This window comes from Ruegeria sp., from assembly GCF_965199275.1.
Classification (GTDB): Bacteria; Pseudomonadota; Alphaproteobacteria; order Rhodobacterales; family Rhodobacteraceae; genus Ruegeria.
The window spans coordinates 1-21,855 of record NZ_CBDAQX010000005.1; the positions used below are offsets into that span (position 1 = coordinate 1).

Below are 21,855 nucleotides of genomic sequence, written 5' to 3' on the forward strand. Positions count from 1 at the left end.
CAGTCTCAAAAGCGGATCGTGTGCTGAAACGTCGGCTTTCGCCGGACGCTATCTATCAGATCGTCAAACATCGCCTCCAGTTGGCGGGGTTACCGGAGGACTTCGCCTCGCCGCACGGTCTGCGTTCTGGGTTCCTAACCCAAGCCGCACTGGACGGCGAACCAATCCAAGCTGCCATGCGCCTCTCACTACACCGTTCCATGGCCCAGGCGCAGAAGTACTATGACGACGTCGATATCGCCGAAAACCCGGCGACGGACTTGTTGGGGTAACCGTTTGCCAAAAAGCCAACTCGCACCGTAAGGCCGCCCTACCCCTGCCAACAGTCCCGAACCCGAATATTCGCCAGCAAGAATTCGATTGCGCATTAGTTGGATTCGTTTCTGAAGCGAGATCGCTCATCTGGATTCCAATTAAGTTACGCAGATCAAATTCCACTCTTCAGCTATTGGACTTGTCGTGTAGAAAAGCGTGCAATTTTGACCCCCTAAGCGGGGAAATCGGCGTCCAAATTTGACCCCTCCCTATGGTTGTAGACATCCTTTTCATTGAGCAGTCGATGGAGAGGCAAGCGGGATGATTTGCGTGGAAACTATTAGAAAAGTGCGTCGCTTACACCTGATCGAAAAAAAGAGCATCAAGGAAATTTGCCGTTCGCTCAATTTGAGCCGTGCAACGGTTCGAAAGATAATCCGATCGGGAGTGACGGAGTTCAAATATGAGCGCAAATCGCAGCCATACCCGGTGCTCGGGCCTTGGCGCGCGCGTCTGGATGAAACGCTTGAGGAGAACGAGGCGCTTCCGAAGAAACACCGCAAGCGGATGACCAAAATCTGGAAGGAACTCTCCGATGATGGTTTTGGCGGCGGGTATGACAGTGTTCGACGCTACACAAAGAATTGGCGCATTGCGCACGGCCGACAACAGGCGCAGGCGTTCATCCCGCTGATCTTTGATCCTGGGGAGGCGTACCAGTTCGACTGGAGTGTGGAGACGGTTTTGATGGACGGTGCACTCACGACCGTGAAGGTTGCCCATTTCAAACTTTGCCATAGCCGCATGCCATTCTCCATTGCCTATCCGCGCGAGACGCAGGAGATGGTCTTTGATGCCCACGACGAGGCCTTCAAATTCTTTGGTGGAGGCTGCATCAACGGGATCTACGATAACATGACGACCGCCGTCGATGCGATCCTGTCGGGCAAGGAAAGAAAGTTCAACAAGGCATTCTCCCGGATGTGTTCTCATCATCTGGTGAACCCGATCGCCTGTACGCGCGCGGCCGGTTGGGAGAAGGGTCAGGTTGAGAATCTGGTCAAGGAGAGCCGCGCCTATAGTTTTACACCGCGTCTGGAGGTGGCCGACTTCGATGAATTGAATGCCCGGCTGCAAAAAGACGCGATCAAACGCGCAAAAGAACTGCGGCATCCGGAAAACCTGGAGGTGACGGTCTGGGAGGAGTTCCAGCAGGAAAAGCCGCTGCTGACGCATCTGCAGAAGCCCTTCGTCGGGTTCCGTGAAAAGACGGTCGCCGTGAGCCGAACCTGCCTGATCAACTTCGAAAGAAACAAATACAGCGTTGAGGCAAGAGCTGTTGGACGTCAGGTCCAGTTGGCCTAAACGGACCATAGCTGCATATATGGACATCTGAACGAACGGATGGGGAACAAACGGCGGGCTTAGTGAACACTTAGAGTGGCCTAATCATTCTCAGTTTCTGGTCGGTTTTCGCCGTTTCCCTCATGCTCGGCCTTTCCACTTTTCACCTTGTACACGGTCCCGCGCGATACTCCCATTTCTCGGGCAATTTTTGTCGGAGACTGGCCGTTGGAAAGGCGGCTCTGGATCTCCTGCGTGTCAATTTTTGGAGACCGCCCTTTGTAGATGCCACGGAGCTTTGCGGCGGCAATTCCTTCAGCCTGGCGTTCCTGGCGGAGATTTGTTTCGAATTCGGCGAAGACACCCAGCATGTCAAAAAATGCCTTTCCAGTAGCGCTTGAAGTGTCGACGGGCTGTTCTGTGGCTACCAGATGAGCGCCCTTTTCCTTGATCTTTTCGACTATGATTTGCAGATCTCGGAGTGATCTTGCCAGACGGTCAATGCGTGTGACCACCAATGTCTCGTTGGGGTGGATGAAGGTGAGGATGGTACCGAGCTCGGGCCGACTTTCGAGGGTTGAGCCGCTGCCGGTTTCAGTCCTGATCATGGTGCATCCAGCCGCCCTCAGCGCGGCGATCTGAGCATCAATATTCTGATGAGCGGTTGATACTCTGGCATACCCGATCCGGGCGGTAGAAGTGTTCATTTTGGGTATGCCCCCCAGGCGATTTGTTCATTATATCGAAAACCACCCAAAATGAACGAAAAAACGTGACGGATAAGTGTTCATCAGAGGTGTCATTAAGGGTACACCCATAATAACACTCATGCAGCCAGCAAACTTCTATCGAATTCGATGCGCTGCTCCAAGTCCACCTCGAAGTGACCGTAGGGATTGACGTACTTGTAGAACAACGGTGAAAGCCCGCGCATGTCTTCCGGCGTCATCCGTTCTGCCCAACTCCGGTCGGACAGGATTGACTGCACCATGCGCGTATTGACGTAGACAAGCGAGGCCTGAACGAGTTGAAGCGACAGCGCCGCGATCTCCTGCTCGTTGACCCGGTTGGTTGATATCTCGCCGCCCTTGCCGAAGAACACAAATCCGTTTGCGCTGTTCCAGTTCTCGACCACGTTCAGGCCTTCGTTGATCTCGCGGCGATAGCTCTCAAGCCGGAGATAGCGGCAAAGGAAGATTGTTTTCACAGCTCGACCGAGCTCCGCTAGCGCCTTGTAGGTAGGATGCATCACATCGCCCTTGGAAAAGCGCCGCAAGATCGACTCCGGATCGGCAGTGCCATGTTGCATCGCTGCAGCGTACTTGACCATCTCGTCGTATTGACGCGCAATCTCGCCCCAGTCCACGACGCCCGCAAGAATAGGGGTGAGGTTTGTTAGGCTGGCCCGCTGGTCAGCAGAGGCCAGCACCAATTTTTGACTTGCAATCGCCTTGAGCCGGGGAGCCAGTTCGAAGTCGAAAAGATGCGCAAAAGCGAAGCCAACGACGCTCTGCCCATGAGAATCTACATACTGACGCTGGATTTCCATGTCCGTACAATGGCGCAGCACTCCTTCGATCATAGCCGCCACTTCAGAGGATGAACATCGCTTCAACTGCGAATAAATACAGGTCGCCCGACGCTCGACATGCCAGTAAATCATGACGCCCCGACCGCCATAGCGGGCGTGCCATTCCGTCATGAGGTTACGGTCCCAAGCCCCAAATTTTGTGGAGTCTGCCGCGCAGGCCGTCCCAACCGAACCCCATATATCCGGATCGCGAATTGCCAGCGTGGCATTGGCCACCTTGGCGCAAGCCGCCCTCAACGCGGTGGCGTTGACATAGCGCCTGTAAACGTGGGCGAGCTCATCAATGCTGACACCCTCGGTTCCAGTGGCAATCCGGTTGAGACCGGCATTTGTGCCAACCCCGTAAAGCGTAAGGAGCAGACGCCGGTTGCGGACATCTTCCGTCAACACCTCCCGACTGGCCGAACTCTCGAAACAATCCAGAAACCCGGTATCCAAAGCGGTTTCCTTTAGGACATCGAGAAGGCTTGTCATTGGCCAGGTTCGTCCGATCTCGTTTTTCAAGTTGATCAAACCGGCTGGCTCCGGTTGGCGCTCGAAAGGCGTGATACAGATGCGGTTATCCCCTGTTGTCCGTAATCGGACTTTGTCGTTTTTCGGCAGTGTCTCGTTCAACAACCGCAACTCGTCCTCAAGTTCGCTGCGAATATTTGCCACGAAGGCCTGAGCGTCCTGAGGCAGGCCAAGACCAGCGTAGTAAGACGCGCGACGCTCGTCAAAATCTGCGGGCAAGTCGTGGTCCGGATTCCGGTAGCGATCGGCACCTTCAACCCAGATTTCACGCGCGCGGATACTGGAACGAAGTTGGCCAAGTATACAGATTTCATAGGAAATCACGTTCAAACGACCCGTATCGTCAACGACAAATTCCTTCCAGCCTGCAGGAATGGAGCCGGCAGGTGCGTCCCCGACAGGCACTGTCCTGCGGCCTTCTTCCCGCCATTCAATGATCCGCTCAAGGGCATCAAGTATTGGACGCCACACAGCATTGTTCGACCGGAAGTGCAGGACGGACAAGAGTGCTGGCATCATCCTGCGGTAATGATTGGCATAGGAGCCGCGCATGACAGTCTGGATGCGCTTGTCCAGTGTGCCGCTGGCGCGATATTCTTCAATCACTGCCTTCAACTTTGCAACACTGGCGACCGGATAGATCACATCGATCACCCGCCCCTCCGGTTCCTCGATCGCCGCTTCTGCCATGGCACACAACAGTCGATCCTTGCCGTAAACCCGCTCGATGTCGCTGGCTATCTTGGCAATTACCCTTCGTCGCGAGCGGGTTTGAAGGCGATGCGTAATTTCCAGAAACAGATCAACCAGATCATCCGTCAGCTTTCTCTGACGGTCCATGAGATACAGGGCGTAGAGACCGATCCGCCGGTCATCGCTATGCCGTCGCATTTCTGAGGCATTCTCCCGTTCAACCCGGCGACACAACATGGAGATCCAGGCAGGGTCAATGCCAGCCAAATGCTCAGAGGACAAATTGAGGGCCGCAAGAAAAGTCAGGCGATCACATGCCCCAAGAACGTTGGCGAGAGTGGCCGCGCCAACCCCGTTTTTCATAAGGTGAAATCCACCAGGGCCTCTTGGTTCCGAAAGGCTTTTTTCCAGTTGGTCCCGCGTGTTGGCTGGAAGAATGCGGGCAGTGGATGCCAACAAATCCTTAAGAAAATCGTGCCTGGCACTACGAACCAACCGCTCCATGATCTTGTCAGATGAGATGTAGATCGAATTGCTGAGGCACCACGCATATGCCGATGCAACTTGGTCTTCCACAGTCGGAGCCGACGACCTGCGGCAGTCCTCAAAAATCCATGAGCGCAAAGCCAGGCGATCCCGATCTGTGGCTCGCCGAACCCCAAGATGTTTCAGGATGGCAACACGGTGGCGGCGGGCATTGACGTGGCGGTAATCGAATGGCTCCTGATCAACGGGAACCTTCACGTCCAGTTGCTGGGCCAAATACTCCAGTCCTTCGGAACTGAGATCTTGCTCACGCGAAGGGAAACGCCCATGCGTCTGGAAAAATCGCAGCTGGAAGGCAACCCGGAACCGGCTGGCTAAATTGAATGCCTCAACGAACTCCATGTCGTTGAAATTCAGACTCCAGCACTCCAGGAATGATCGATCAGACATACGCGCTCCCATCGGAAAAGATGCTTGATCTCAGAACAGCTGTACTCCTGCGTCAAGGCGTTTTTGTTCCCCATATGTTCGTTCAGATGTCCATATATGCAGCTATGGTCCGTTTAGGCCGGGTTTGAAGGAATGCTTAGGCCTCATTCAAAAAGACCTGCATGGCATATCGTTTACAACGACGATCCCAGGTACGATGGACGTAACCGTTTCACGATGGCCCACGAGCTTGGACACTATCAACTGCACCGACCAGTTCTTACGGAACAAAACTACAGGTCTGGGGCACTGGATACCGATACGCTTTTCCAATGCAAGCCGATGCAGAGCAACGCGTGGAGGGAATCTGAGCAACAAAGAGAGGAAGAAGCCGATACCTTTGCTTCCTTTCTGTTGATGCCGATTGATGACTACCGCGCGCAAGTCTCTGGTCAAAACATGTCAGCGGAGATGCTTGACCATGTGACCGACAGATACGGTGTGTCGCTCACTGCTGCAGCGCTAAAATGGATTGAATTTACGGATACTCGAGCTGCAATGGTGGTTTCACGAGACGGATTTGCGCTTTGGGGGCGCGCGAGCAAATCTGCATATAAAAGCGGGATATTTGTGCGATCCGGTATGGCTCTACCAGAGTTAGTTACCCGCGAAATCGATAGCTCGAGCCGAGGTTTTCTGTCTGACACACCCGTAGAACGTCCAAAGGGTGTGTGGTTTTTCAGCCGGGGTTCAGAGACTCTGCAAGAGCTAACCCTTCGGTCTGAGTTTCTAGATATTTCAATTTCGATTTTGCAGTTTCAGGCAACACCGTTCTTGACCACCGACGAAGACCCAAGTGATTGGGACACCGTCGATCAATTCAACCGAGTCTCCCGTTAACGTCAGCTTTGGCGCTGACATCCCAAAAATGCTGCTCGCGCAACGAATGGCCAGTTTCCGCCCTTTGCGCCGGAATCTTCCATTTATCCCGGGTATTCCGATGGGTTTCCGCGTGGCGCTGTGTTTTTAATAATGTGTTATTTTCAGCGCTATAGACGCTTTAAATATATACTTCTCAAAGAGTTTCTCTTGCCTTCTCTTTGAAATAGTATCATTTAGGGCGTCATGAGCGCTGGAAGATCGCAAAATCTGAAGAAAGTTCTCAACTCGGTGCCCGCGGGATATCTCGTCGATGCCAACTGGCTCACCGCCCATGGCATAGCCTACGAAACCTTTCGCGACTATGTAAAACGGGGCTGGCTCGAGCGCGTTCACCGCGGTGTTTTCCGCCGACCTGCTCCCAACCCACCCGCATCAAACACCGTTGACTGGAAGGCCTGCCTGCTCTCGGTGCAACATATCATGGGCTATGATATTCATGTCGGCGGCAAAACCGCTCTCTCACAACAGGGTTACGACCACTACCTGCGTTTGGCCAATACCGCCCCCGTCTGGATCTATGGCTACAAAATACCCAACTGGCTCACGAAGCTGCCACTCAATGCACCTATAGAAACGCGCAATACGTCGCTGTTCGCTGACCAGGCGCTTGGCGTTACAAATGACGACATAAAATCTGAAAACTCCCTCCCGTGGGATTGGCAACTGCGCATGTCGTCCCCCGAGCGGGCGGTCATGGAAGCCATGGACGAATTGCCGGACCATGAGAGTTTTCACAACCTCGACATGGTGTTCGAGGGCTTGACGACGCTACGACCTAAGTTGCTCTCGGCACTTTTGCTGAGCTGCAAAAAAATAAAGGTCAAGCGCCTCTTCTTCGTTTTTGCAGATCGCCACAATCACCCCTGGCGCAAACGACTTGATGCTGCCGCCTTCAACCTCGGGACGGGGGATCGAGCATTGGTCGAAGGGGGTCGGATACATCCGCGATATCGCATCATGGTACCCGAAGAGTTCGTCACGACAGGGGCAGAAAATGGCGCGTAGGAATTATGAATCCCAGGTCGCCCTGCTCGTGCGTGTATTGCCTTACGTCGCGAAGGAAGAGATATTCGCGCTCAAGGGCGGGACAGCCATCAACCTCTTCTATCGCGATCTACCGCGACTCTCGGTTGATATCGACCTGACATATCTGCCGATCAAAGAGCGTGAACAGAGCCTCGCCGAGATCAACGAAGCCATGGATCGTATCGCTAAGTCGATCGAAAAGGGTATCAGCGGGGCGAAGGCTCAAAGAATAAAAGGAGGTGGGGGCGGCGCCACTCGCGTGCTTGCGCGTCTGGAAGGTGCAGAAGTCAAAATCGAGACCTCGCCTGTCACACGCGGCGTTGTTCATGACCCCGAAACCCGGGCGGTCTCCGACGCCGTAGCAGACGCGTTTGGCTATGCAGAAATGCAGATCGTCTCATTCGAAGATTTGTTCGGCGGTAAGCTCCACGCAGCCGTGGATCGCCAGCATCCACGCGATCTTTATGATGTAAAGCTGCTCTACGAACACGAAAGACTGACGGATGATCTGTTCCGGACTTTCCTGATCTACATCGCCAGTTCGGCACGTCCGGCACACGAATTGCTGAATCCCAACCTGATCGCCCTAGATCAACCTTATGTGCGTGAGTTCGAGGGCATGACTAAGTCAGCCGTCGGCCTGGATGACCTACTGACGACGCGCAACCAACTGATTGCGGATATCCAATCTCGCTTCGACAAACCCACCAGGCAATTCTTGCTCAGTCTGCAGGATGGCGCGCCGGATTTCGCCGTAATAGATCGACCGCAAGCCGCCAATCTTCCCGCCGTGCGTTGGAAGCTTCTCAATCTGGAGCGCCTGATCCGGGACAACCCGAAAAAGCACGTCGAGCAAAGGGAAGAACTCGAGAAACTCCTAGGTCGCCTCTTCGACTGATTTAAATTCAGAGTCCGACCAATTGAAAGCGCGGGGACATTTCCGCGCCGCTTATTGTCACTGCGTATAATGCCGAGAAATTCGAACATCCCATTACGATTCAGGAGGCTCATTCTTCTCCGTTATGGGAGCCACCTGTCATCAGGTCAAGAATCGTCAATTGGTAGGTAAGCCGTAAGGAAGTCAAATTGGGTTGGCTTCAGCGAATTTCCGAATGTACGCGAGAAATGCACGGTCGGGATCTTTGGGTGGTTCCATTCCTGCAGACCAGTCACGCCATTGGCCCTCAATGTAGTAGATGTCATACCCCGGATGGCGCAGACGAGCAGTTTCGTAGGTTTCGGTCTTTAAGGCGTCACCTCTTTTTTCTAGCCAGGCCGGACGCGGCTTGATGCTTGGAGCAACAGGCACTTGAACGTTTTCTTCCTGTTCTTGTGCTTTTGCCTTACGTCCAACGGACGAAAATTTTAGAGCACGTTCCGCAGCCCCCTGCCCTTCTCCGTCCTTTTTCCACCAGCGCAATTCGACGTGAGTCACACGGCGCCCGGTCTTTATTGGATCGATCGCCACCATGTAATCCGACAGCGCATTGACTTCAGCAATTGCAGGTTCGATCGCGCGTAGCTTCAGGTTGCTCCAGTTGGTTAGCTTACCCTTTGGTACACCTAGAATGCCGCGCAGATCATCGACGGAAAAATTCTCGGATGAGCGCCAGCGCAGATTGCCGCGCTTCTGTACGATCTCATACAACGTCAGCGCATATTTCGAACTCAGTGCGAACATGATCTCGCGCTGTAAACGGGCAAAAACTGTCGAATTGGAAATAATTTTGCGCAACCGCGCTGGGATCTCGTATTCAATTAGCCCGTCGCTTCGCACTGTTTCTACGTTGCCACCCAACAACTGGACCCGCTCGACCGCAGGTTCGCCATCCCATACAACTTCCACTTTCACAATGGCGGACATCAATCGCTCAATAGACTCCCCTACCCTGTCGTTCGAATTATGCGACCCACGCAGCATGGATTTCTGGATAACATGGCTGACAGGCTTGTCGATCGCATCCCAAGCGTTTTCCAAAAGCTGATTGTAGATCCGCCGATCGTTAAGCGTCAGCGGTGTTACCTCAATCACGTCTACAAGCTCACCAGGCTTGACCAGGCTTTCAGAATTTGGCCGTGCGTCCAAAGTGCGGTATGGTTTTTTTGACATGTACTGCCCAACACCTAATTATTACTTTTGTATGGCGTATGATGTAAGCATAGACATCACTGTTGTCTCGGTCCAGCACCCAATCTGTAATTTTTCGAATCAGCATCGAGTCTCGCGTGATTCGAAGGAAGTCTCACAAACCCCAATAAAACAAGGGTTTTTCGAATCACCTCACCCGTCCCCAAAAGTAGGATTTAGGCCCGTCCCGAAATGTAAGCTTTAACAATCCGAAACGTAAGGCAAAGCACCCCAATCTGTAAGGATTTGCGCCCGATATGTAAGGGAAACATAGCACAAAGCATTGATTTTAAAGCAATAACACTCGTATGAACAATTGAATCCAAGAATCTTGAACAAGATTGTTTTTTATATTTGGTTTTTTGGGGGATTGGTACCAGGCAACATCGTCAGACATCAACTTCACCCGTATTAGATGTTCTGAGTTAGAATGTTGTTACTAATGACCTTCGGTTACCCCCAATTTCCGCTCCTGTGGCCTTTGCCTTCGAATTTCCCATTTTTTACGTGATCTGCCTCAAAAACCACACTTGAGCCGATTCACCATTCCGGGCATGATTCACGAAAGGCAGATTTCTACAGGACAAAACCTATGACCACCTCCCCCTTGCCCCCTGTTGGGCTGGAAGAGATTGAGCAACTATCTGATCGTGCAAGTACCGTGATGGAGCGATTGCGCGATCGAGTATTCTCCCCTGACACTGAGAAAACGCTAAACCTAAATTTCAATGTCCGCTCCGCAGCCGAGATGGTAGGTCGATCAGAGAAGTTAATCCGTGATGCTGAGGCCGACGGCCGCTTGCCTGAGCCGGAAAAAGACCCGGTCACTGGAAGAAGGACCGGGTACTCACTGTCTGACATAAACCGGATGCGGGAAGTTTTCGGTACACTACCTCATCGTGCAACAGATGATCCAACATTGGTTTTGTCAGTTCAGTCATTCAAAGGTGGCGTTGGAAAGTCGACGGTAACGACCCACCTTGCCCAGTTCCTCGCGCTTAAAGGCTATAGAGTTTGCGTTATCGATTGCGACAGCCAAGCTTCAACGACTTCGATTTTTGGCCTTAATCCTGACATTGACGTGGATGAGACTGAAGATACGCTTTACCCATTCTTTCAGCATGGTGGGCCGCAGACACTTCATTATGCTTTACGCGCTACGTATTGGCCTGGCATTGCGCTCATCCCTGCAAACCTCGGTCTCTATGACGCTGAGTATGAATTCGCAGCTCGGATGGCCAGGGATCAAGTTTTCGTGTTGGACCGTTTGCGAGATGGGATCAGCACCATAGCCGATCAATTTGACGTAATCCTTCTGGACCCGCCGCCTGCGCTAGGAATGATTTCTCTTTCAGTGCTTCGAGCAGCAAACGCGATGGTGATCCCTGCCCCGCCGAATAATATTGACTTTGGATCTACTGCTCATTTTTTGAAGATGATGGGTGCAACGTTAAATGAACTAGCTCAACATGGCGGAGCTCGTGATTATTCATTCGTCAAGATTCTGGCCACCAAGATGAACGACAACAAATCTGCGCATGCAGCCATCAAACGAATGATGGACGCGGTTTTTCCCCAAGACATGTTGGCTAGTGTTCTGAAAGACAGCGCCGAGATTGATAACGCCACAGCGAACTTGGGGACGGTGTACGAAATTACGGGACCAGCAGCTCGCACAGAAACCCACAAACGCTGTCGGGCATATCTGGACGCGGTGGGACGCGAGGTTGAGGTTTTGATGCGCAAAACCTGGCCCAGTCACCATGCTGCATTGCGCAAGGAGGGAGTGTTATGAGCAAGAAACATGACGCAATTTTCGATGACGTTCTAAGCGGTCTCGATAGCGGCCCTGCCCCCAAAGCTGAACGCGCTGGTGCTCGCTTTCTAAACCGCTCTAACAGAGTTGCGGAACGGATGTCGGGGGATATCGAGGAGAAGTCCCTGAGGTGGGTTGATCCCGGAGAATGCCGTATGTGGGAGCGACATAACCGTGCGTATGACCTACTATCGGAGGACAACTGTCGAGATTTGATTGACGGAATCCGCAGCCAGGGTCGGCAAGAGTTTCCAGCTATCGTGCGCAAGACAAGCGATCCAAATCAGCCGTATGAAGTGATTTGTGGTGCAAGGCGACATTTTGCAATCAACTGGCTACGCGCAAACAATTATCCACAGTTTCGCTACTTGGTGGATGTTCGAGAGCTTACCGATGAAGAAGCTTTTCGATTGGGCGATATCGAGAACCGCGACAGAGAAGATATCTCCGACTATGAGCGTGCTCGTGACTATGCAGACGCTGTGACTCGTTACTACGGTGGTAAGCAAAAGGCGATGGCCGTACGGCTAGAGGTCAGTGAGGCTTGGCTTTCACGTTATCTGCAACTGGCCAAATTGCCGAACGAGATCGTTGAGGCATTCCCTTCGATCCGAGAGATCAAAGAACTGCACGCCCGTACGCTAAAACCGTTTCTGGGTCGGCCCGAAGATCGAAAGAAACTGTTAGAAACTGCGAGGCAGATGGCAACTGATGGAGTCAGCCGTGACGGCGTGCAGGTCATGAATGTTTTCAAGGCAGCGTTGAAACCTCCTGCTTCGACGAAAGCAGATACAGTGACTTTTCAATCGTCACCCGAAAAGCCTGCGATGACATACAAACGCAAAGGCAAAAAGGTCGTGTTAGAATTTCCGACCGACGTACGCAAAGATGAACTGCAAGAGGTCTTTTTGATCTTCTTGGACAGGCATTTTGACACAGATCGAGACTGATCTACTGAAGCGAAATTGGAAATTGCCAATTGGCAATTTCCCTGCAACGTCGGTCTTTCTAAGAAAATTGCCAATTGGCAATTTTGGTAATCCCCTCACTCAGAGGTCGTTTTTACCATTCGAACTGGCTGCATCCCTGCCGCGTAAACGAAGCATTTGCCTCAGCGATTGAAGAGGCTTTCATCCGCGACAAGTCTGTCAATCGGCATTGAATAATGACCCCCCATCGGCGTCCAAATTTGACCCCCCTTGGAGCTAAGAGGGGCGTTGAGGGGGTCGTGTTTAGGTTGATTCAGGAGGGGGTGGACAGCAGGTCAAACCGAAAAGAGAGCGTAGCTCGACTGAAGGTTTGACCTGCTGTCTGTTTTGAATTTATTCCCCGATTTCGAGGTTAGTCGCGGTGGTTAATTCGCCAGCTTTCGTTCCCGGTTTCGATGATATCGCAATGGTGTGTCAGTCGATCCAGGAGAGCAGTGGTCATTTTGGCATCTGTGAACACACTCGGCCATTCAGCAAATGCGAGGTTGGTTGTTAGCAGAATAGACGTTCGCTCGTACAGTTTGCTGATGAGATGGAAGAGTAATCGTCCACCAGACTCTGCGAACGGCAGATAACCGAGTTCGTCTATAATCACGAGGTCGACGCGGATCAGCTGCTCGCTGAGCCGCCCGGCGTTGCCTTCGCGATGTTCAGCCTCCAGCTTGTTCGCGAGATCCACAGCGCTGAAGAACCTGACCCGCCGGCGGTTATTGACCGCGTGGCCCCCGATCGCTGTTGCGAGATGCGTTTTGCCCGATCCGGTTCCACCGACCAGCACGCCATTCCTGGCCTGGTCCATAAAATCGCCGTCATGAAGATTGCGCACGACTTCCTCGTTGACGGGGCTGACCGTGAAGTCGAACTCAGGTAAGGACTTGCAGACCGGGAACTTTGCGGCACCCATCTGATACCGGATCGAGCGCGCAGTCTTTTCGGCCAGTTCGGCCGTGAGGAGTTCGGCCACGACCTGTTGGGGCCGCCAGTTGTTTTTGGCTGCGGCCTGCATCACTTCGTCAAAGCAGTTGACGATGCCTGGCAACTTCAGTTGACGGGCAAGTTCGAGAATTTCCTTACGCAGTTGCATGGGAGCCTCCAAGCCTGTCATAGCGAGCGCAATCCGCGATCGGTGCCATTTTTAGCTGCAGGTGGGCAGGCGGCTCAATCGCCTTTGGCGGCGGGGGATTGGTGCGCCGAGAGACAATGTTCAGGATCGCATCGGCCTTGCGCAGGCCAGATTTTAGAGCTTCTTCGCAGGCAGCCTCGACCACATCAATGTCGTGCTGGTAAGCAGCGAAAAGAATATCGGCAAGTTGCCGGTCTCCGTCGGATGTGCCCCGCAGATGGGTCCAGATCTGCGTCATTGCCGGTGGTAGGTCCCAGTCACGGAACGGTGCTCCATTGCGCAGAGCGCCAGGCTTGCGCTTGAGGACGGGCACATAGTGCCAAGGGTTGAAGATCGTTTTTCCTCGGCCGAAGCACCGTTCGTGCTCTCCGACAATCTCACCGTCTTGGCGCAGGACAATCCGCGTGGCGTAGACCTGCAACTGGGCCTAAACGGACCATAGCTGCATATATGGACATCTGAACGAACATATGGGGAACAAAAACGCCTTGACGCAGGAGTACAGCTGTTCTGAGATCAGGCATCTTTTCCGATGGGAGCGCGTATGTCTGATCGATCATTCCTGGAGTGCTGGAGCCTGAATTTCAACGACATGGAGTTCGTTGAGGCATTCAATTTAGCCAGCCGGTTCCGGGTTGCCTTCCAGCTGCGATTTTTCCAGACGCATGGGCGTTTCCCTTCGCGTGAGCAAGATCTCAGTTCCGAAGGACTGGAGTATTTGGCCCAGCAACTGGACGTGAAGGTTCCCGTTGATCAGGAGCCATTCGATTACCGCCACGTCAATGCCCGCCGCCACCGTGTTGCCATCCTGAAACATCTTGGGGTTCGGCGAGCCACAGATCGGGATCGCCTGGCTTTGCGCTCATGGCTTTTTGAGGACTGCCGCAGGTCGTCGGCTCCGACTGTGGAAGAGCAAGTTGCATCGGCATATGCGTGGTGCCTCAGCAATTCGATCTACATCTCATCTGACAAGATCATGGAGCGGTTGGTTCGTAGTGCCAGGCACGATTTTCTTGAGGATTTGTTGGCATCCACTGCCCGCATTCTTCCAGCCAACACGCGGCACCAACTGGAAAAAAGCCTTTCGGAGCCAAGAGGCCCTGGTGGATTTCACCTTATGAAAAACGGGGTTGGCGCGGCCACTCTCGCCAACGTTCTTGGGGCATGTGATCGCCTGACTTTTCTTGCGGCCCTCAATTTGTCCTCTGAGCATTTGGCTGGCATTGACCCTGCCTGGATCTCCATGTTGTGTCGCCGGGTTGAACGGGAGAATGCCTCAGAAATGCGACGGCATAGCGATGACCGGCGGATCGGTCTCTACGCCCTGTATCTCATGGACCGTCAGAGAAAGCTGACGGATGATCTGGTTGATCTGTTTCTGGAAATTACGCATCGCCTTCAAACCCGCTCGCGACGAAGGGTAATTGCCAAGATAGCCAGCGACATCGAGCGGGTTTACGGCAAGGATCGACTGTTGTGTGCCATGGCAGAAGCGGCGATCGAGGAACCGGAGGGGCGGGTGATCGATGTGATCTATCCGGTCGCCAGTGTTGCAAAGTTGAAGGCAGTGATTGAAGAATATCGCGCCAGCGGCACACTGGACAAGCGCATCCAGACTGTCATGCGCGGCTCCTATGCCAATCATTACCGCAGGATGATGCCAGCACTCTTGTCCGTCCTGCACTTCCGGTCGAACAATGCTGTGTGGCGTCCAATACTTGATGCCCTTGAGCGGATCATTGAATGGCGGGAAGAAGGCCGCAGGACAGTGCCTGTCGGGGACGCACCTGCCGGCTCCATTCCTGCAGGCTGGAAGGAATTTGTCGTTGACGATACGGGTCGTTTGAACGTGATTTCCTATGAAATCTGTATACTTGGCCAACTTCGTTCCAGTATCCGCGCGCGTGAAATCTGGGTTGAAGGTGCCGATCGCTACCGGAATCCGGACCACGACTTGCCCGCAGATTTTGACGAGCGTCGCGCGTCTTACTACGCTGGTCTTGGCCTGCCTCAGGACGCTCAGGCCTTCGTGGCAAATATTCGCAGCGAACTTGAGGACGAGTTGCGGTTGTTGAACGAGACACTGCCGAAAAACGACAAAGTCCGATTACGGACAACAGGGGATAACCGCATCTGTATCACGCCTTTCGAGCGCCAACCGGAGCCAGCCGGTTTGATCAACTTGAAAAACGAGATCGGACGAACCTGGCCAATGACAAGCCTTCTCGATGTCCTAAAGGAAACCGCTTTGGATACCGGGTTTCTGGATTGTTTCGAGAGTTCGGCCAGTCGGGAGGTGTTGACGGAAGATGTCCGCAACCGGCGTCTGCTCCTTACGCTTTACGGGGTTGGCACAAATGCCGGTCTCAACCGGATTGCCACTGGAACCGAGGGTGTCAGCATTGATGAGCTCGCCCACGTTTACAGGCGCTATGTCAACGCCACCGCGTTGAGGGCGGCTTGCGCCAAGGTGGCCAATGCCACGCTGGCAATTCGCGATCCGGATATATGGGGTTCGGTTGGGACGGCCTGCGCGGCAGACTCCACAAAATTTGGGGCTTGGGACCGTAACCTCATGACGGAATGGCACGCCCGCTATGGCGGTCGGGGCGTCATGATTTACTGGCATGTCGAGCGTCGGGCGACCTGTATTTATTCGCAGTTGAAGCGATGTTCATCCTCTGAAGTGGCGGCTATGATCGAAGGAGTGCTGCGCCATTGTACGGACATGGAAATCCAGCGTCAGTATGTAGATTCTCATGGGCAGAGCGTCGTTGGCTTCGCTTTTGCGCATCTTTTCGACTTCGAACTGGCTCCCCGGCTCAAGGCGATTGCAAGTCAAAAATTGGTGCTGGCCTCTGCTGACCAGCGGGCCAGCCTAACAAACCTCACCCCTATTTGTAGAAAAGCGTGCAATTTTGACCCCCTAAGCGGGGAAATCGGCGTCCAAATTTGACCCCTCCCTATGGTTGTAGACATCCTTTTCATTGAGCAGTCGATGGAGAGGCAAGCGGGATGATTTGCGTGGAAACTATTAGAAAAGTGCGTCGCTTACACCTGATCGAAAAAAAGAGCATCAAGGAAATTTGCCGTTCGCTCAATTTGAGCCGTGCAACGGTTCGAAAGATAATCCGATCGGGAGTGACGGAGTTCAAATATGAGCGCAAATCGCAGCCATACCCGGTGCTCGGGCCTTGGCGCGCGCGTCTGGATGAAACGCTTGAGGAGAACGAGGCGCTTCCGAAGAAACACCGCAAGCGGATGACCAAAATCTGGAAGGAACTCTCCGATGATGGTTTTGGCGGCGGGTATGACAGTGTTCGACGCTACACAAAGAATTGGCGCATTGCGCACGGCCGACAACAGGCGCAGGCGTTCATCCCGCTGATCTTTGATCCTGGGGAGGCGTACCAGTTCGACTGGAGTGTGGAGACGGTTTTGATGGACGGTGCACTCACGACCGTGAAGGTTGCCCATTTCAAACTTTGCCATAGCCGCATGCCATTCTCCATTGCCTATCCGCGCGAGACGCAGGAGATGGTCTTTGATGCCCACGACGAGGCCTTCAAATTCTTTGGTGGAGGCTGCATCAACGGGATCTACGATAACATGACGACCGCCGTCGATGCGATCCTGTCGGGCAAGGAAAGAAAGTTCAACAAGGCATTCTCCCGGATGTGTTCTCATCATCTGGTGAACCCGATCGCCTGTACGCGCGCGGCCGGTTGGGAGAAGGGTCAGGTTGAGAATCTGGTCAAGGAGAGCCGCGCCTATAGTTTTACACCGCGTCTGGAGGTGGCCGACTTCGATGAATTGAATGCCCGGCTGCAAAAAGACGCGATCAAACGCGCAAAAGAACTGCGGCATCCGGAAAACCTGGAGGTGACGGTCTGGGAGGAGTTCCAGCAGGAAAAGCCGCTGCTGACGCATCTGCAGAAGCCCTTCGTCGGGTTCCGTGAAAAGACGGTCGCCGTGAGCCGAACCTGCCTGATCAACTTCGAAAGAAACAAATACAGCGTTGAGGCAAGAGCTGTTGGACGTCAGGTCCAGTTGCAGGTCTACGCCACGCGGATTGTCCTGCGCCAAGACGGTGAGATTGTCGGAGAGCACGAACGGTGCTTCGGCCGAGGAAAAACGATCTTCAACCCTTGGCACTATGTGCCCGTCCTCAAGCGCAAGCCTGGCGCTCTGCGCAATGGAGCACCGTTCCGTGACTGGGACCTACCACCGGCAATGACGCAGATCTGGACCCATCTGCGGGGCACATCCGACGGAGACCGGCAACTTGCCGATATTCTTTTCGCTGCTTACCAGCACGACATTGATGTGGTCGAGGCTGCCTGCGAAGAAGCTCTAAAATCTGGCCTGCGCAAGGCCGATGCGATCCTGAACATTGTCTCTCGGCGCACCAATCCCCCGCCGCCAAAGGCGATTGAGCCGCCTGCCCACCTGCAGCTGAAAATGGCACCGATCGCGGATTGCGCTCGCTATGACAGGCTTGGAGGCTCCCATGCAACTGCGTAAGGAAATTCTCGAACTTGCCCGTCAACTGAAGTTGCCAGGCATCGTCAACTGCTTTGACGAAGTGATGCAGGCCGCAGCCAAAAACAACTGGCGGCCCCAACAGGTCGTGGCCGAACTCCTCACGGCCGAACTGGCCGAAAAGACTGCGCGCTCGATCCGGTATCAGATGGGTGCCGCAAAGTTCCCGGTCTGCAAGTCCTTACCTGAGTTCGACTTCACGGTCAGCCCCGTCAACGAGGAAGTCGTGCGCAATCTTCATGACGGCGATTTTATGGACCAGGCCAGGAATGGCGTGCTGGTCGGTGGAACCGGATCGGGCAAAACGCATCTCGCAACAGCGATCGGGGGCCACGCGGTCAATAACCGCCGGCGGGTCAGGTTCTTCAGCGCTGTGGATCTCGCGAACAAGCTGGAGGCTGAACATCGCGAAGGCAACGCCGGGCGGCTCAGCGAGCAGCTGATCCGCGTCGACCTCGTGATTATAGACGAACTCGGTTATCTGCCGTTCGCAGAGTCTGGTGGACGATTACTCTTCCATCTCATCAGCAAACTGTACGAGCGAACGTCTATTCTGCTAACAACCAACCTCGCATTTGCTGAATGGCCGAGTGTGTTCACAGATGCCAAAATGACCACTGCTCTCCTGGATCGACTGACACACCATTGCGATATCATCGAAACCGGGAACGAAAGCTGGCGAATTAACCACCGCGACTAACCTCGAAATCGGGGAATAAATTCAAAACAGACAGCAGGTCAAACCTTCAGTCGAGCTACGCTCTCTTTTCGGTTTGACCTGCTGTCCACCCCCTCCTGAATCAACCTAAACACGACCCCCTCAACGCCCCTCTTAGCTCCAAGGGGGGTCAAATTTGGACGCCGATGGGGGGTCATTATTCAATGCCGATTGACACGTCTGTCGCGTTGGCATGTCGAAAGCGATGCGATCAACGAGGCGCTGGCCATCGTTCTCGACGCGCAGTCCAGGCTTCCCATGGCCCAATACTGGGGTTCGGGTCAGACCTCATCCAGCGACGGGCAGTTCTTCCCGACCACGCGCTAGGGCGAAGCAATGAATCTCATCAACGCCAAGTACGACACGCATGTTCCGGGGCTGAAAGCCTCCTGACTTCCGACCTTTTTGTTGATCTGACTGGGTTTTTGGTTTGTTTTCAGGTGTGGTTGCTCAGAGGCGCGTTGTAGTGCCCTATTATTATAAAAAGTATTGACATGGGCCTTCAGATGGCTAACCTCTTCGCCCATGTTCATCCGCACCAAACATGACGCAAAGCTCAACCGCACACGGATCCAGATCGTTGAATCCGTCCGCACCGGCTCCAAGGTACGCCAGAAGATCCTGCGCCATGTGGGTGTGGCCCATAACGACAGCGAGATTGAGGATATCAAGCGTCTGGCGGGCCGCTTGATGGAGCAATTACGCATTGATCGCTCGCCGCAAATGGAACTGTTCACGCCCACGGAATATGCCGATCTGCAGGCGCTGGTGCGCCGCGCTCCGCGGCCGGACAAGCTTGGCGTTGATCTTGCCGAGTGCCGTGAGGAGGCGCGGGTCTCTCTGGGTCTGCGGGATGTCATGGGGACGATGTATGACCAACTGGGTTGGGGGGCCCTTCTGGGGGCGGCGCGTAAAAGTGCCAATCGCATTGTGAAAGAGCTGGTTATGGCGCGGATCGCACAGCCCGAGAGCAAGCGCGCGACCGTGGAGGCGTTGGAGAACCAGGCAGGCATCACGCTCAATCTGGACGTGGTCTATCGGAGCATGGATTACATCAATACGCCGGTGATAGACGGGATTTGCAAAACCTCTCACGCGGCGGCAGAGAAGTTGCTGGGCGGGCCAGTGACCGTGCTGTTCTACGATTGCACGACCCTGGCCTTTGACACCGAGCGCGAGGACCCGGCCGAGGATGCGGACGGGGTCGAGCAGGATCATCTTCTGGCCAAGGGCTTCAGCAAGGATGGCAAGCATCACCGCGCTCAGGTCATGCTGGCGCTGATCGTCACCTCCGATGGGCTGCCTGTGGGCTATGAACTCTTCCCGGGAAACACCTGGGAAGGTCATACGCTGGAAGCTGCGCTGAAGGCGTTGGAGGGACGCTTCGACGTGGCCAGGGTCACGTTCGTGGCCGATGCCGCCATGCTCAGCAAGGACAACCAGCAGATGTTGCAGAACAAGGGTCTGCCCTACATCCTCGGCTATCGCATGAAGTCCGCCCCGGCCGCCGTGAAGGCGAACATTTTGAGCCCGGAGGGACGCCAGCCTTGGGCTGGACACGGTTCTGAAGAGGCAACCGAGAAGGGCTGGTACAAGGTGATCGACCAGGAGGGAGCGCGGGTCATTGTGACCTGGTCACCCACCCGGGCACGCAATGATGCCCACAAGCGCGACAAGGCAATCGAAAAGCTGCACAAGAAGCTCAAGCGCTCTCGCAAACCCGGCAGCTTCAGCAGCCGGGGATATGGCCGCTTCCTGGCCTTCCCCGACAGCGGGGACGTCACGCTGGATGATGCAAAGATCAAGGCAGCGGCACAATGGGACGGGCTGCATGCCATTGTTGTTCATGGTGCGGACGAACTGGAGGCACAGGACGTCATTGCCCGCTATCACCAGTTGTGGGAGATCGAAGCCTGCTTCCGCACCAACAAGCACGATCTGAAAATCCGGCCCATCTATCACTGGTCGCCGCGTCGGGTCCGGGCCCATATCGCCATCTGCTACATGGCCTTCTGCTGCCTGCAGCACCTGCGCAAGCATCTGGACCTGCTCGGACACCCGATGAGCCCGGCTCGTATCCGCAACGAGTTGAACGCATTGCAGCTCTCGATCCTGCGCCACAAAGGCACCCCTGACCGCTACGGCATGCCAAGCCATGCCACGGTCGATGCCAGACGCATCCTCACCTGCGTCGGCCTGACCTGGAACGAAGCCCCTTTCAAGATACCCCCCGGGCGCACCCGAAAAACTGGCCAGACCAAAGCCTGAGCTCCCTCAACACTCCGAAACAATCGCTGGCGAAAAAAGTCCGTGTAGTGCCTTTTGGCAACCAAGGCATAATAATATCAATGACTTATACGAAAAAATGTCGGAAGTCAGGAATCTCATCAACGCCAAGTACGACACGCATGTTCCGGGGCTGAAAGCCTACGCCCATGTGTCCGACCTGTACGGGCCGTACTGGATCAATTCGATCCCGGCCACTGTGAACGAGGCACCATATATTCTGGACGGATTGTGCCTGAGCGAGATCGGCAAGAAGATCAAGGAGCACTACGCCGACACGGGTGGGTTCACTGATCTCGTATTCGCCGCCTGCGCGCTGCTGGGCTATCGCTTCATTCCCCGGATCCGCGATCTGAAATCCAAGCGGTTCTACGTCTTCGATCGTAAAAGCGTTCCCAAGGAACTCAAGTGCCTGGTCGGGGGCAAGGTCCGGGAACAAACCTTCATCGACAACTGGGGCGATGTGCTGAGATGCACGGCCACGATGCGGTCCGGGAAGGTACCGCCAAGCCAGCTGCTGAAGCGATTGTCAGCCCGGCCGCGCAAGAACGATTTGGCCATCGCGATGCGGGAAATCGGACAGATCGAACGGACACTGTTCATCATCGAATGGACCCTTGATATGGACATGCAGCGCCGCTCTACTGTCGGGCTCAATAAAGGCGAAGCGCACCATGCGCTGAAGAATGCCTTGTGGATCGGCCGTCGGGGCGAGATCCGCGATCGGACCACGGAAAGCCAGCATTTCCGCCTGGCTTGCCTCAATCTGCTCACGGCGATCATCATATTCTGGAATACGGACCAGATCGGCAAAGCCATCCTGCAGCGGCAAAGCGAAGGCCTGGACACGCCCGAACACCTGCTCAGGCACATATCGCCCTTGGGATGGGAGCACATTCTGCTCATAGGTCAGTACATCTGGCGAGAAATGAGGCACAAAATCGCTTAGCGTACGATTTATCACTGTCCCGTAA

At 54.3% G+C, this 21,855-nt stretch carries 17 protein-coding genes and 2 pseudogenes; 13 read left to right on the forward strand and 6 right to left on the reverse strand.

What is annotated here, in order from left to right; genetic code table 11:
• Positions 1-272: tyrosine-type recombinase/integrase (locus ACOERD_RS01670; RefSeq protein WP_419737825.1), on the forward strand; the 272-nt coding region annotated here is incomplete at its 5' end.
• A gap of 304 nt (positions 273-576) precedes the next feature.
• The gene (istA, locus tag ACOERD_RS01675) at positions 577-1,620 is read left to right on the forward strand and encodes an IS21 family transposase (protein ID WP_419737826.1); all 1,044 of its coding nucleotides are present in this window, start codon (positions 577-579) and stop codon (positions 1,618-1,620) included.
• Between the two features lie 80 nt (positions 1,621-1,700).
• On the opposite strand, the gene ACOERD_RS01680 is transcribed toward istA (ACOERD_RS01675), so the two are convergent.
• Positions 1,701-2,306 carry a recombinase family protein gene (locus ACOERD_RS01680; protein ID WP_419737827.1) on the reverse strand — a complete coding sequence of 202 codons (606 nt, stop codon included), beginning with the start codon at positions 2,304-2,306 and terminating at the stop codon, positions 1,701-1,703.
• 119 nt (positions 2,307-2,425) lie between these two features.
• On the reverse strand, positions 2,426-5,332 hold the full coding sequence (locus ACOERD_RS01685; RefSeq protein ID WP_419737828.1) for a Tn3 family transposase: 2,907 nt from the start codon (positions 5,330-5,332) through the stop codon (positions 2,426-2,428).
• A gap of 132 nt (positions 5,333-5,464) precedes the next feature.
• Between ACOERD_RS01685 and ACOERD_RS01690 the strand changes: the two genes are divergently transcribed.
• From ACOERD_RS01690 to ACOERD_RS01700, 3 genes are all read left to right on the forward strand, one after another.
• Positions 5,465-6,211 carry an ImmA/IrrE family metallo-endopeptidase gene (locus tag ACOERD_RS01690; RefSeq protein ID WP_419737829.1) on the forward strand — a complete coding sequence of 249 codons (747 nt, stop codon included), beginning with the start codon at positions 5,465-5,467 and terminating at the stop codon, positions 6,209-6,211.
• 225 nt (positions 6,212-6,436) lie between these two features.
• Entirely contained in the window at positions 6,437-7,258 is an 822-nt protein-coding gene (locus ACOERD_RS01695; RefSeq protein ID WP_419737830.1) for a type IV toxin-antitoxin system AbiEi family antitoxin domain-containing protein, read from the forward strand.
• The gene (locus tag ACOERD_RS01700; RefSeq protein WP_419737831.1) at positions 7,248-8,177 is read left to right on the forward strand and encodes a nucleotidyl transferase AbiEii/AbiGii toxin family protein; all 930 of its coding nucleotides are present in this window, start codon (positions 7,248-7,250) and stop codon (positions 8,175-8,177) included. The genes ACOERD_RS01695 and ACOERD_RS01700 overlap by 11 nt, the downstream gene beginning before the upstream one ends.
• A gap of 183 nt (positions 8,178-8,360) precedes the next feature.
• Here the strand turns inward: ACOERD_RS01700 and ACOERD_RS01705 are convergent, their stop codons facing one another.
• Positions 8,361-9,389: a replication initiation protein gene (locus ACOERD_RS01705; protein WP_419737832.1), complete on the reverse strand. Its 1,029-nt coding sequence runs from the start codon at positions 9,387-9,389 to the stop codon at positions 8,361-8,363.
• 610 nt (positions 9,390-9,999) lie between these two features.
• Here ACOERD_RS01705 and ACOERD_RS01710 point away from each other — a divergent pair.
• Together ACOERD_RS01710 and ACOERD_RS01715 are read left to right on the forward strand one after the other, a co-directional pair.
• Entirely contained in the window at positions 10,000-11,202 is a 1,203-nt protein-coding gene (locus ACOERD_RS01710; RefSeq protein ID WP_170637909.1) for an AAA family ATPase, read from the forward strand.
• Entirely contained in the window at positions 11,199-12,173 is a 975-nt protein-coding gene (locus ACOERD_RS01715) for a ParB/RepB/Spo0J family partition protein (RefSeq protein ID WP_419737833.1), read from the forward strand. Before ACOERD_RS01710 ends, ACOERD_RS01715 begins: the two co-directional genes overlap by 4 nt.
• Before the next feature lie 391 nt (positions 12,174-12,564).
• Here the strand turns inward: ACOERD_RS01715 and istB (ACOERD_RS01720) are convergent, their stop codons facing one another.
• Positions 12,565-13,296: an IS21-like element helper ATPase IstB gene (istB, locus tag ACOERD_RS01720; RefSeq protein ID WP_419737606.1), complete on the reverse strand. Its 732-nt coding sequence runs from the start codon at positions 13,294-13,296 to the stop codon at positions 12,565-12,567.
• Entirely contained in the window at positions 13,283-13,756 is a 474-nt protein-coding gene (locus ACOERD_RS01725; protein ID WP_419737834.1) for a hypothetical protein, read from the reverse strand. The genes istB (ACOERD_RS01720) and ACOERD_RS01725 overlap by 14 nt, the downstream gene beginning before the upstream one ends.
• A gap of 123 nt (positions 13,757-13,879) precedes the next feature.
• On the opposite strand from ACOERD_RS01725, the gene ACOERD_RS01730 reads away from it, so the two are divergent.
• The 4 genes and pseudogenes from ACOERD_RS01730 to ACOERD_RS01745 all read left to right on the forward strand — a co-directional run.
• A complete protein-coding gene (locus ACOERD_RS01730) occupies positions 13,880-16,291 on the forward strand; it encodes a Tn3 family transposase (RefSeq protein ID WP_419737835.1) in 2,412 nt (803 codons plus the stop codon).
• Between the two features lie 59 nt (positions 16,292-16,350).
• Positions 16,351-17,859, forward strand: a complete 1,509-nt coding sequence (gene istA, locus ACOERD_RS01735; RefSeq protein ID WP_419737605.1) for an IS21 family transposase — start codon at positions 16,351-16,353, stop codon at positions 17,857-17,859.
• A complete protein-coding gene (istB, locus tag ACOERD_RS01740; protein ID WP_419737606.1) occupies positions 17,846-18,577 on the forward strand; it encodes an IS21-like element helper ATPase IstB in 732 nt (243 codons plus the stop codon). Before istA (ACOERD_RS01735) ends, istB (ACOERD_RS01740) begins: the two co-directional genes overlap by 14 nt.
• A gap of 186 nt (positions 18,578-18,763) precedes the next feature.
• Positions 18,764-18,982: pseudogene (locus ACOERD_RS01745) on the forward strand (Tn3 family transposase); the annotation flags it as partial.
• On the opposite strand, the gene ACOERD_RS01750 reads toward ACOERD_RS01745, so the two are convergent.
• Entirely contained in the window at positions 18,919-19,128 is a 210-nt protein-coding gene (locus ACOERD_RS01750; RefSeq protein WP_419737854.1) for a hypothetical protein, read from the reverse strand. The pseudogene ACOERD_RS01745 and the gene ACOERD_RS01750 sit on opposite strands and share 64 nt — an antisense overlap.
• Between ACOERD_RS01750 and ACOERD_RS01755 the strand changes: the two genes are divergently transcribed.
• Together ACOERD_RS01755 and ACOERD_RS01760 are read left to right on the forward strand one after the other, a co-directional pair.
• Positions 19,121-20,863, forward strand: a complete 1,743-nt coding sequence (locus tag ACOERD_RS01755) for an IS1634 family transposase (RefSeq protein ID WP_419737624.1) — start codon at positions 19,121-19,123, stop codon at positions 20,861-20,863. The genes ACOERD_RS01750 and ACOERD_RS01755 overlap by 8 nt on opposite strands.
• Positions 20,864-20,957: 94 nt before the next feature.
• Positions 20,958-21,830: pseudogene (locus tag ACOERD_RS01760) on the forward strand (Tn3 family transposase); the annotation flags it as partial.
• Positions 21,831-21,855 lie beyond the last annotated feature (25 nt).

Excerpts from the sequence above, each read along its gene's own strand:
- istB (WP_419737606.1), top strand. The coding sequence starts at position 17,846 with ATGCAACTGCGTAAGGAAATTCTCGAACTTGCCCGTCAACTGAAGTTG.
- istA (WP_419737826.1), top strand. The coding sequence starts at position 577 with ATGATTTGCGTGGAAACTATTAGAAAAGTGCGTCGCTTACACCTGATC.
- ACOERD_RS01685 (WP_419737828.1), bottom strand. The coding sequence starts at position 5,332 with ATGTCTGATCGATCATTCCTGGAGTGCTGGAGTCTGAATTTCAACGAC.
- ACOERD_RS01700 (WP_419737831.1), top strand. The coding sequence starts at position 7,248 with ATGGCGCGTAGGAATTATGAATCCCAGGTCGCCCTGCTCGTGCGTGTA.
- ACOERD_RS01730 (WP_419737835.1), top strand. The coding sequence starts at position 13,880 with ATGTCTGATCGATCATTCCTGGAGTGCTGGAGCCTGAATTTCAACGAC.
- ACOERD_RS01715 (WP_419737833.1), top strand. The coding sequence starts at position 11,199 with ATGAGCAAGAAACATGACGCAATTTTCGATGACGTTCTAAGCGGTCTC.
- ACOERD_RS01755 (WP_419737624.1), top strand. The coding sequence starts at position 19,121 with ATGTTCATCCGCACCAAACATGACGCAAAGCTCAACCGCACACGGATC.
- ACOERD_RS01710 (WP_170637909.1), top strand. The coding sequence starts at position 10,000 with ATGACCACCTCCCCCTTGCCCCCTGTTGGGCTGGAAGAGATTGAGCAA.
- ACOERD_RS01695 (WP_419737830.1), top strand. The coding sequence starts at position 6,437 with ATGAGCGCTGGAAGATCGCAAAATCTGAAGAAAGTTCTCAACTCGGTG.
- ACOERD_RS01705 (WP_419737832.1), bottom strand. The coding sequence starts at position 9,389 with ATGTCAAAAAAACCATACCGCACTTTGGACGCACGGCCAAATTCTGAA.
- istA (WP_419737605.1), top strand. The coding sequence starts at position 16,351 with ATGATTTGCGTGGAAACTATTAGAAAAGTGCGTCGCTTACACCTGATC.
- istB (WP_419737606.1), bottom strand. The coding sequence starts at position 13,296 with ATGCAACTGCGTAAGGAAATTCTCGAACTTGCCCGTCAACTGAAGTTG.
- ACOERD_RS01750 (WP_419737854.1), bottom strand. The coding sequence starts at position 19,128 with ATGAACATGGGCGAAGAGGTTAGCCATCTGAAGGCCCATGTCAATACT.
- ACOERD_RS01690 (WP_419737829.1), top strand. The coding sequence starts at position 5,465 with ATGCTTAGGCCTCATTCAAAAAGACCTGCATGGCATATCGTTTACAAC.
- ACOERD_RS01680 (WP_419737827.1), bottom strand. The coding sequence starts at position 2,306 with ATGAACACTTCTACCGCCCGGATCGGGTATGCCAGAGTATCAACCGCT.